The sequence below is a fragment of the Sphingobacterium sp. InxBP1 genome (genome assembly GCF_026191775.1).
GTDB classification, from domain to species: domain Bacteria; phylum Bacteroidota; class Bacteroidia; order Sphingobacteriales; family Sphingobacteriaceae; genus Sphingobacterium; species Sphingobacterium thalpophilum.
This window is the reverse complement of record NZ_JAINDX010000042.1, coordinates 245,322-256,580: the sequence shown is the minus strand read 5'-3', so window position 1 is coordinate 256,580 and position 11,259 is coordinate 245,322. Positions and strand designations below refer to the sequence as shown.

Here is an 11,259-nt window from a genome sequence, read left to right as displayed (position 1 = left end):
TTTCTTTTAACCTAAGTAAGATTTTAAGATTTTGCTTCTCGAGGTGTGTCTTAAGCGTTGTAAAGCTTTGTCTTTAATTTGACGAACACGCTCCCGGGTCAAATTGAACTTCTCACCGATTTCTTCCAACGATAATTGATGGTTAGAACCTAAGCCAAAGAAAAGAACGATAATTTCACGCTCCCTTTCTGTCAATGTTGCCAATGATCGTTTTATTTCCTCTGATAGAGATTCATCAATTAGGGAGCTATCCGTATCGGGGTCGTGGTTTTCCAAAACATCCAGGAGAGTGTTCTCTTCGCCCTGGACAAATGGAGCGTCCATCGATACGTGACGTCCTGAATTGCTTAACGTGTCCGAAACCTTATCTACAGTAGTTTCCAAGATATCTGCCAATTCTTCCGGAGACGGTTCCCGTTCGTATTCTTGTTCTAGTTTTGAGAAAGCTTTACTGATTTTGCTTAAAGAACCTACTTGGTTCAAAGGCAGACGTACGATACGTGATTGTTCAGCAATTGCCTGAAGAATAGATTGGCGAATCCACCAAACGGCATAAGAAATGAACTTAAACCCTTTTGTTTCGTCAAAACGTTTAGCTGCTTTGATTAAGCCCAGGTTACCTTCGTTGATTAAATCACCTAAGGTCAAACCTTGATTTTGATATTGTTTTGCTACTGATACTACGAAACGAAGGTTGGTTTTAGTCAATTTTTCCAAGGCAACTTGATCACCTTCGCGGATGCGCTGTGCTAATTCTACTTCTTCTTCTGCTGTAATTAAGTCTACTTTACCAATTTCGTGTAAGTATTTGTCCAAAGACTGCGACTCACGATTGGTGATAGATTGTGTAATTTTGAGCTGTCTCATTAATTTATATTAATATCTCCTCTCTAAGAAATGTTTGCGAAAATACGAAAAAAAAATGAATTTTTAATGGAAAATGAATTATATACTCGCTCATATCTAACGAGTTAGGGTTTTGTGTATCCCATTTATATACTATCAAAAACTATTCCATTTAATCTCGTTTTTCGACGTTATCCGACGCTGTAAATATTCAACTGTTTGATATTTAAAGAGCTACCAAGTTTTATTTTTTTTATGCTCTCAATATTTTATTCCATAATATCAAATATGTTACGTAAACCGCATTCCTCTAATTTATTTTAAAATGATAATTTTATGATAAAACAAAACATATATCTTTTTGTTTTATTTAGTGACAAGAATAAAGTAAAAGAATAAAAAAAACACTATGCCAATCATAATTCATCTGGATAAAATCATGAAGGAGAAAAAAGTATCACTTAACCAATTAAGTGACAGCGTAGGTATCACGCTTTCTAATCTTTCCATCATCAAAAATCAAAAAGCAAAGGCATTGCGTCTGGATACACTGGCGGCGATTTGTAAAGCGCTTGATTGTCAGCCGGGGGATTTATTGCAGTATGATGATGAGGATAAATTGGATTAGAATCTATACCCCTTTAAAAAATCTGTTATATTCATTTTCTTTTTGCCCTCAAGCTGGAGTTCCGACACTAGGATGTAACCGTCTTGTGTAGCAAACTTTAGATAACTTTTTTTATCTGTGTGAATGGTTCCCGGGGCATCAGCTGTTACGATGTGTTCTTTTTCTGTTGTGTAGATTTTTAATACCTTATCATTCAGCAAAGTAAAAGCGGCAGGATAGGGACTTAGCCCTCGAATAAAATTATAGACCACATTGGTTGGTTGGTTCCAGTTTATTTTACAGTCTTCTTTAAAGATTTTTGGAGCATGTTTCAGCGGTGACGGCGAGGCCATTTCATCCTGTCTCCTTGGCAGTAGGGTGCCTGCTTTCAGTTGTCGGATGGTTTCGAGCAATGTCTCGGCGCCCGCAACCATCAATTTATCGTGCAGGTCGCCCGCTGTATCGGTCTGTTGGATGGCCACTTTTTTTGATAATAGCACGTTGCCGGTATCAATTTCATGTTGTAGCAAAAAGGTAGTCACACCTGATTCTTTCTCACCGTTCATAATCGCATGGTTGATCGGAGCAGCTCCTCTGTATTGGGGTAGTAGCGAGGCGTGTACGTTGACGGTACCGAATTTCGGCATATTCCAGACCACCTCGGGAAGCATTCGAAAGGCAACGACTATCTGTAGGTCTGCTTCAAAGCTCCGCAATTGGGTTAGAAAAGCTTCGTTCCGCAGTTTTACAGGCTGAAGGACGGGGATACGATGTTGTAAAGCGTACAATTTGACCGGTGACTCATGGATTTTCTGTCCGCGCCCTGCGGGTTTGTCAGGTACCGTGACGACAGCAACTACTTGCTCACCAGATTGAATAAGCGCTTCGAGCGAAGCTACAGCAAAATCGGGAGTTCCCATGAAAATGATACGCATACGATGAATGATTTTATATTTCCCCGAAATGACAACAGCGGCATCGCAGACTATAAGCTTACTGGCTGCTAATTATTTGTCATTTCAGTTCTGTAAATAACAAATTTTTATAACTTTGCGAAGTTACATAAATATATTGAAAGCTTGAATTTTCCTTATTTTTTAGCACATAGAATAGCATTTTCTGGCAAACGTACGTTTTCCAAATTAATCGTCCGCGTAACCATAGGGGCAATTGCGCTAGCTATTGCGGCTATTGTAATTTCCATTGCAGTTTTGCGTGGCTTTAAAGGAGAGATTATTAGCAAGCAACGTGATTTTTTTGCCGATGTGCTGGTGTTACGTTACGATCTTAATAAATCTTATGAAAATTCGCCGATATCACTGACCCCTCAGCTCAATAAAGCTATTTTGGGTATTCCACAAGTGTATTCCATCAATTCTTTTGCGACAAAGGCCGGCATTATCAACGTTAATGATGAGGTGGAAGGGGTTATTTTGAAAGGAATTGATTCGCTGTACGATCAACAACACATTAAAAATATGCTTGTTGATGGTAGTACAATGGATTTTAAAGCTGACAATGTGGGTAATCAGATCCTCGTGTCTAAATATTTGGCTGACCGTCTCATGCTAAAAGTTGGAGATGATTTTATTATGTATTTCGTACAGGAACCGATTCGCAAACGGAAGTTTGTGATCAAAGGGATATTTAACACCGGATCTGAAGAACTTGATAAAGTGTACGTTATCGGTTCACTGGATATTATCCGCAAATTGAGCAATTTAGAGGATAACGAAGTCGGCGGATATGAAATCCGTATCAACGATTTTAATCAACTTGAACGGACGACAGCTCAGATCGAGGATATGCTGCCGATTGATATGCAGGCTATCAATATCAAGGACCAGGTGCCTGATATTTTTCAGTGGCTGGATCTTCTCGATATGAACACGAAGATCATTTTTATTCTTATGACAGTCGTCGCTATTATCAATATGATCTCGGCATTGCTGATTACCATCCTCGAACGAACTTCCATGATCGGCATACTTAAGGCATTGGGGTATCATAATGCCGGCATCAGGCAGGTATTTATGTATAGCGCGTTATACCTAATTGGACTTGGTCTGGTTATTGGCAATCTAATTGGCCTGGGCTTTTATTTTTTTCAAGACTATACGCATTTTTTTAAACTTGATCAGCAGACCTACTATATCGCTTACGTTGCAGTCAAGCTGTACTGGTCAGACGTCATTCTGGTGAACCTTTCTGTCGTACTTATCGGGATGATATCGCTGTTTATTCCGTCCATGTTGATCACCAAGATTAGTCCGATTAAAGCAATTTCTTTTAAGTAAGCCTTCTTTTACGTCTGATTTTTCCGGAAAAATTGTATTTTTAATGCTGTTAACTATTTTTCAGCTGCGAAGGAAGACGAATAGAAAATTTTACCGATAGCATACGAGCACATATGAATAAGACTTTTGAGCATATTTCCCACGCTTTTGAAGCGCCGTTACAAAATCCTGTACTTATCTTTTCATTGGTACTTTTTATCATTCTTCTTTCGCCGATTATCTTAAGGCCGATTAAAGTGCCTGGGATTATCGGACTGATTATTTCCGGCGTCATTATCGGCCCGCACGGATTGAACTGGCTGGAAAAGAATTCGGCGATTACGCTATTCTCAACGATAGGTTTGCTCTACATTATGTTTATCGCTGGTTTGGAACTGGATATGAACGAATTTAAAAAAACCAAAAATAAAAGTTTATTGTTTGGTTTTTTGACCTTTATCGTCCCGATCAGTATTGGTTATCCCGTCTGTCACTGGCTGTTGGGCTATAGCGAGCTTCCTAGCTTGTTGATTTCGAGTATGTTTGCGACCCACACCCTGGTCTCGTATCCGATCGTTAATAATTATGGGATCTCCAAAATGGAAGCTGTGGCGATTACTATTGGGGGTACTATATTGACCGATACAGCTGTCCTGATCATATTAGCGGTCATCACAGGCGTGTCCCAGGGCAACATTGGTAACGAATTCTGGATTACCCTTGCGATCTCTTTCGCCATCTTTCTCTTTATCATGTTCGGTATAATCCCGCGGATTGCGAAGTGGTTTTTCGAACGGTTGGGGAGCGAGAAGACATCGAATTATATTTTTGTTCTTTCGGTTGTCTTCTTTGCTGCTTTTTTGGCCGAGATCGCTGGATTGGAACCTATCATCGGCGCTTTTGTGGCGGGGCTGGCCTTAAATAAACTAATCCCCCATTCGTCTGCACTGATGAATCGGATCGAATTTATCGGCAACGCGATTTTTATTCCCTTTTTCTTGATTTCAGTGGGGATGATTGTGGATGTCAGCGTGATCCTCAAAGGTCCCCAGGCGTTGATTATAGCGGGCACCTTAACCATTGTCGCTATTGTCGGCAAGTACGTTGCTGCTTGGCTTACACAGAAGGTGTTCCGTTATAGCCGTGGACAGCGAAATCTTATCTTTGGCCTCAGCAGTGCACATGCTGCAGCCACCTTAGCCGTGATTATGGTCGGACACAAAAATGGGATTATCGACGAAAATGTCTTAAATGGGACGATTTTGCTTATTCTGGTGACCTGTATCGTGGCGACGATCGTGACGGGAAATGCATCCAAAAAAGTGGTGATGGACGGAGAGCAGGATGAAGAACATACCGATGTTGTGAAGGAAAAGGATGAAAATATCTTAATATCCATAGCGAATATGGACAACATGGAACCTATTCTGGATTTCTCGACCTATATTAAAAGTAAAAAATGCACCTATCCTGTAAATATTGTGTCTGTTGTAAAAGATAATGAACAGGCACGATTGAATATGTCAAAGGCCAGGAAAAATTTGGATAGTATGGTGCGCTATGCTTCCGGTAGCGAAACGAATGTGAATATCAGTGCAACGATCGATCTCAATATCGCCAGTGGCGTGGCCCGTTCGGCTAAGGAAATATCTGCTAACTGTATTGTGCTGGGCTGGCCCAGCGCAGCTAATTTTATGGACAAATTTGTCGGCGAGAAAACTGAGAGTATCCTAAACCGAACCTCGGCAAATGTGATGTTTTGTCATTTTAAAAAGCCTTTTATTTCAAATAAATCAATTATAGTATTTGCGCCGCCCATGTGTGAGGCCGAGTTTGGCTTCGAATATTGGCTTGAAAAAATAATTAAATTGGCGCAGGAACTATCTGTTTCGATTGCTTTTGTGGTCAATGAACGTTCAGCTACTGCAATCGATGCGCATCTTACCGAAACGAAAAACTCAGTTCCTGTCACGTTCAAACCCTATGACGACTGGGATAATCTGCAGGGACTAAAGGCCTTTAAACAAGAAGACGCCATGTTTGTATTTGTTTCGGCACGGAACGGCGATGTATCTTACCGGGATTCCCTGGATGGTGTTGCTAAAAAATTGGACCGTATTTATGCAAACGAAAACCTTGTTTTGGTGTTTCCTAGTAGGGTAGAGAATGCCCATATTGACGAATATGAGGATGTGGAGGCTGCTCCGATCTTCCGGAAGATTAGTAAAGAGATAGGAAATATGTTTAATAAAGGATAGTCTGCTGTCCGCTAAAATCGCTGATTATGTCAAATAAGATCACAATGTCCGCCACGGGAACTTTACATGTTCCGGATTTTCCAACAATTCCTTTTATTATCGGTGATGGTATAGGCCCCGACTTATGGCATGCCGCTGTCCGTGTTTTTGATAAGGCAGTAGAGAAAGCCTATCAGGGCCAACGAAGAGTCTCATGGAAAGAAGTACTGGCCGGAGAGAAGGCGTTTAATGAAACGGGGGAGTGGCTGCCTCAGGCAACATTGGATATTTTAAGAGAATATCTGGTGGGGATCAAAGGTCCTTTGACAACACCTGTCGGCGGTGGTATTCGCTCGCTGAATGTTGCATTGCGCAAGGATCTGGATTTGTATGTGTGCCAGCGTCCCACAAAATGGTTTGAGGGGGTACCCTCGCCGGTTAGACATCCTGAATATGTGGATATGGTTATTTTCCGTGAAAATACAGAGGATATTTACGCTGGGATAGAGTTTCAGGCGGGGAGTCCTGAGTCAAATAAACTGCAGGACTTTTTGCATGACGAATTGAATATTGCCTATAACTTTTCGACGACCACCGGCGTAGGCGTCAAATTGGTATCAGAGGAGGGATCCAAACGGTTGGTTCGAGCGGCAATCGAACATGCTGTACATCATAAATTACCATCGGTGACAATTGTCCATAAAGGTAATATCATGAAATATACAGAGGGTGCATTCAAAATATGGGCGTATGAGGTTGCGGAGTCGGAGTTCGCCGATCAGACCTACACTTGGGGCCAATGGGAGCGTACGAAAGCAGACAAGGGCGACGAGGCAGCCAATCAACAGCAAAACGAAGCCTTAGCTTCCGGTAAGATACTGATCAAGGATATCATCGCGGATAATTTTTTGCAGCAGATCTTGCTCAATCCGCGGGATTTTTCAGTGGTCGCTACGCTCAATCTCAATGGGGACTATATTTCTGATGCCTTGGCTGCTATGGTTGGCGGAATCGGCATCGCACCGGGGGCCAATATTAATTTCAAAACTGGACATGCCGTGTTCGAAGCAACCCATGGCACTGCGCCCCGATTTGCCAACACCAACACTATGAATCCTTCGTCCGTTATTCTCAGTGGTGTCATGATGTTTGAATACCTTGGCTGGACAGAAGTTGCACAGACCATTGTAAAGGCATTAGGCGAAACCATTTTGGCCAAAACCGTAACAGTTGATTTTTATAATCTCATGCAGGACGCGACTCTGGTCAAAACCAGCGAATTTGCGGATCGGATTATCGAAAAAATATAAGCATTTCATTTTTTGGAATATTAAGCAGAAATTTGAAAAAATTTCTGCTTTTTTATGAACTACGATCAGCTGCCCCCATTCGTTAAAGAATCTGTTGTTTTTGATGAGCATGATAAAATCAAACTAAGCCACATTGAGTGCCTGCCTTCACCACAGGAAGTTGATGACTTCTCCGCGCTGCCTGAAATTTACGAATTATTAAATGCCTTTATCGGCGACCTCTCTACGCGTAATATTCACCTTCAGTTGAAAGCGAAAGAATATTTGCAAGATAATCAGATAGATAAGGCCTGGAAAGTGCTGTTGCTCTAAGCATGTTTACCGCATATATAATACTGTTTGTGCAATCTTTTTATTGAAATGATTTAGAATTTTGTAAATTTTCAATAAAAAAACAGATTAGTTGAAAAATATATAATTTTATTTTACCTTTGACTTTTAAAACAACGGATTGCTTAACTAGGGTTTTAAATAAGTAATCAAACAAACTATAACATCAATGAAACATAATTTTGGAGCAGGTCCATGTATTCTGCCAAAGGAAGTATTTCAACAAGCCTCAGAAGCTGTAATTGATTTTAACAACACTGGTTTATCAATTTTAGAGATTTCTCACCGTTCCAAAGAGTTTGAAGCAGTGATAGACGAAGCGACGCAGCTAGTACGTGAATTATTGGCTGTACCGCAAGGGTATTCGATCCTTTTCCTGCAGGGGGGAGCGAGCCTACAATTCGCTATGGCGCCTTTAAACTTGTTGCCTGAAGGTGGCAAGGCTGCCTATCTAGATACAGGTGTATGGGCTACCAAAGCTTTAAAAGAAGCGAAAAAATTTGGTACTGTAGATGTTGTAGCATCTTCCATTGATAAAAACTACGCTTACATTCCAAAAGGTTATTCTATTCCGAAGGATGCCGCCTATTTTCACTATACGGCGAATAATACAATTTATGGCACGGAAGTGTTCGAAAGACCCGCGACAGATCTACCCGTAGTCGTTGATATGTCTTCTGATATCTTTTCGCGCGAGATCAATGTGGCCGATTACGACCTGATCTATGCAGGTGCGCAAAAAAACATGGGTCCTGCTGGCGTGACTTTGGTCATTGTAAAAGACGATATTTTGGGTAAGTCCGGCCGTGTACTACCTTCTATGCTTGATTATCAGTTGCATATCAATGGTGGCTCCATGTATAATACACCTCCTGTATATTCAATTTTTGTTTCTATGCTAAACTTACGTTGGCTTAAAGCAAAAGGCGGTGTAGCTGTATTGGAGCAGGAAAATATCATCAAAGCTCGTGCACTGTACGATGAAATTGATCGCAATCCTTTCTTCAAGGGTACGGCTGCCATCGAGGATCGCTCGCGCATGAATGTAACCTTTGTCATGGATTCTCCAGAACTGGAAGCTGAATTTCTGGCTTTGGCTAAAGAGCGTAATCTTATCGGCATTAAGGGACACCGTTCAGTAGGTGGTTTTAGAGCTTCGATTTACAATGCATTGCCGCTGAGTAGCGTAAATGCACTGATCGATGCCATGAAGGAGTTTGAAGACACACATCAATAACAAATAGATTTATCGTAATGAAAATATTAGCGAATGACGGCATTGATCCACTAGGAAAGAAAATGTTGGAAGAGGCCGGTCATAGTGTAGATACAAATCACATCCCACAAGAAGAATTAGCGGTGAAGCTGCCTGCCTATGATGCTATCACTGTGCGCAGCGCAACCAAAGTACGCCAACCGTTAATTGATGCGTGTCCTAATCTGAAAGTAATCGGCCGTGGTGGAGTCGGCATGGATAATATTGACGTAGAATATGCCCGTTCCAAGGGGATAGCTGTCGTCAATACGCCGGCAGCCTCCTCCTTGTCTGTTGCAGAATTAGTATTTGCACATTTATTGAATGGTGTACGATTTTTATACGATTCGAATCGCAAAATGCCTGTTGAAGGCAATACAAAGTTTGGCGCTTTGAAAAAAGCTTATGGCGCTGGTACTGAATTGCGTGGCAAAACAATAGGTATTGTTGGATTTGGACGTATTGGCCGCGAGGTTGCTAAAATTGCACTTGGGCTAGGTATGGATGTTGTGTACACAGACCTATTTGAAGGTCCTAAAACATTGACCATCGAACTCTCTGGAGGTATAAAGGTAGACGTACCGATCAGACAGGTTGAAAAAAGTGAGCTGCTGCAAGTAGCTGATTTCATTTCTTTGCATGTACCGTTTTTAGATGCTCCAGCGATTGGTGCTGCGGAATTTCCATTGTTGAAGGATGGTGTGGGACTAGTGAATGCTTCACGGGGCGGTGTAATTGATGAATTGGAATTGCTGAAGGCGCTTGACGCAGGCAAAGTTGCGTTTGCAGGCCTTGATGTTTTCGATAACGAACCGACACCACGTGAGGAAATATTGAAACATCCAAAGATCTCGTTAACACCGCACATTGGGGCAGCTACTAACGAAGCGCAGGAAAGAATCGGCGAAGAGTTAGCCGGTTTGTTGATCGAAAATTTGAAGAAGTAATTCTTCCGCATAGATAAAGATATGCGGCACAAAACTTTCATGATTTTGTGCCGCTTTTTTTTTAATAAAAAATCATGAATTGCCTATATTGGCGCACAGAAATTTAATAATTGTAACTTTAGTATGAAAGTTTTAAAATTTGGTGGTACTTCAGTAGGAAGTGCAGCACGTATCAAAGGGTTGTTGGATATCGTAAACCCTTCCGAGCGTCAGATTGTCGTGTTGTCCGCAGTTGCTGGAACGACAAATGCTTTAGTAGAAATTGGTCAAGCTTATTCAGCAGGTAAGAAGGACGAAGCTAAGGATTTGATCAAGCAGCATAAGGATAAGTACGAAGACCTTATTAAGGAACTTTTTAATACTGAAGCAGGCTATAAAAATGGTAAAGAGCTAATAGACTACCATTTTAATTTAATCTCCAGTCTAGCCAACGAGTTGTTTACACCGGTTGAGGAGAAAATCATCCTGGCACAGGGCGAACTCCTGTCTACCACATTATGGCATTTCTATCTCAACGAAATAGGAGTATCCTCTGTACTGTTACCGGCGCTGGACTTCATGAAAATTGATGAGGACAATGAACCAATGGTAGAATATATCGGTGAGAAATTGGGACATATTCTGGCTCAATATCCCGACAACAGCCTGTTCATCACACAGGGTTATATTTGTAGAAACTCATTCGGCGAAATCGATAACCTTCGTCGGGGTGGATCTGATTATACAGCTTCGCTGATCGGGGCGGCCATCCGTGCTGATGAGGTCCAGATCTGGACAGATATCGACGGTATGCACAACAATGACCCGCGTGTCGTGAAAGGTACGACTCCAATAGCGCACCTCAGCTTCGATGAAGCCGCAGAACTAGCTTATTTCGGCGCGAAGATACTTCACCCGCAGTCTGTATTCCCTGCGCAGAAGTACAACGTTCCAGTACGTCTGCTTAATACGATGGAACCTAATGCAAAAGGTACATTGATTAGTAAAGACGGTGCTAAAAAGGGCTGTATCCGGGCAATTGCCGCTAAAGATGGCATCACCGCGATTCATATCCATTCTTCACGTATGTTGTTGGCTTATGGTTTCCTGCGTCGTGTGTTTGAAATATTTGAACGGTATAAAACACCGATTGATATGATTACAACCTCGGAGGTTGCGGTGTCTCTTACCATCGATGATACCACTAATTTGACAGATATTATTAAAGAGGTCGAAGATTTTGGGACGGTTACGGTTGATGGTGAGCAGACAATTGTCTGTGTGGTCGGTGATTTTGGACTCAACAGCCACGGCTATGCTGCACGTGTGCTCGATGCAGTAAAACACCTCCCTGTGCGTATGATTTCCTATGGTGGATCTGATTTCAACGTTTCCATTTTGCTGAACTCCGATCATAAAACAGAGGCTTTACGTTCATTGCACAATCGTTTATTTTAAGAAAGCACGTTTAT

10 protein-coding genes are annotated in these 11,259 nt (G+C 41.6%); 8 read left to right on the top strand and 2 right to left on the bottom strand.

Annotated features, from left to right (window positions below):
* Positions 1 to 6 precede the first annotated feature (6 nt).
* Positions 7 to 867 carry a sigma-70 family RNA polymerase sigma factor gene (locus K7A41_RS08785; protein ID WP_028068906.1) on the bottom strand — a complete coding sequence of 287 codons (861 nt, stop codon included), beginning with the start codon at positions 865 to 867 and terminating at the stop codon, positions 7 to 9.
* Between the two features lie 388 nt (positions 868 to 1,255).
* On the opposite strand from K7A41_RS08785, the gene K7A41_RS08780 reads away from it, so the two are divergent.
* Entirely contained in the window at positions 1,256 to 1,474 is a 219-nt protein-coding gene (locus K7A41_RS08780; protein ID WP_028068905.1) for a helix-turn-helix domain-containing protein, read from the top strand.
* Here K7A41_RS08780 and fmt read toward each other — a convergent pair.
* Entirely contained in the window at positions 1,471 to 2,388 is a 918-nt protein-coding gene (fmt, locus tag K7A41_RS08775; protein ID WP_265713421.1) for a methionyl-tRNA formyltransferase, read from the bottom strand. The two genes, K7A41_RS08780 and fmt, sit on opposite strands and share 4 nt — an antisense overlap.
* A 144-nt stretch (positions 2,389 to 2,532) precedes the next feature.
* Between fmt and K7A41_RS08770 the strand changes: the two genes are divergently transcribed.
* The 7 genes from K7A41_RS08770 (at position 2,533) to K7A41_RS08740 (ending at position 11,245) form a co-directional block, all read left to right on the top strand.
* Positions 2,533 to 3,750, top strand: coding sequence for an ABC transporter permease (locus K7A41_RS08770; RefSeq protein WP_265713420.1), 1,218 nt, complete (start codon positions 2,533 to 2,535; stop codon positions 3,748 to 3,750).
* 113 nt (positions 3,751 to 3,863) lie between these two features.
* Positions 3,864 to 5,987, top strand: a complete 2,124-nt coding sequence (locus K7A41_RS08765) for a cation:proton antiporter (protein ID WP_265713419.1) — start codon at positions 3,864 to 3,866, stop codon at positions 5,985 to 5,987.
* 26 nt (positions 5,988 to 6,013) lie between these two features.
* On the top strand, positions 6,014 to 7,276 hold the full coding sequence (gene icd / locus K7A41_RS08760; protein WP_265713418.1) for an NADP-dependent isocitrate dehydrogenase: 1,263 nt from the start codon (positions 6,014 to 6,016) through the stop codon (positions 7,274 to 7,276).
* Between the two features lie 54 nt (positions 7,277 to 7,330).
* Positions 7,331 to 7,588, top strand: a complete 258-nt coding sequence (locus K7A41_RS08755; RefSeq protein WP_028068900.1) for a hypothetical protein — start codon at positions 7,331 to 7,333, stop codon at positions 7,586 to 7,588.
* A gap of 187 nt (positions 7,589 to 7,775) precedes the next feature.
* Complete coding sequence (gene serC, locus K7A41_RS08750; RefSeq protein WP_028068899.1) at positions 7,776 to 8,843, top strand: 3-phosphoserine/phosphohydroxythreonine transaminase; 1,068 nt, start codon at positions 7,776 to 7,778, stop codon at positions 8,841 to 8,843.
* 17 nt (positions 8,844 to 8,860) lie between these two features.
* Positions 8,861 to 9,808: a D-2-hydroxyacid dehydrogenase gene (locus tag K7A41_RS08745; protein ID WP_028068898.1), complete on the top strand. Its 948-nt coding sequence runs from the start codon at positions 8,861 to 8,863 to the stop codon at positions 9,806 to 9,808.
* Positions 9,809 to 9,931: 123 nt separating this feature from the next.
* Positions 9,932 to 11,245 (top strand): aspartate kinase, encoded by a 1,314-nt coding sequence (locus K7A41_RS08740; RefSeq protein WP_265713417.1) that lies wholly within the window; start codon positions 9,932 to 9,934, stop codon positions 11,243 to 11,245.
* The last annotated feature ends 14 nt before the right edge of the window (positions 11,246 to 11,259 follow it).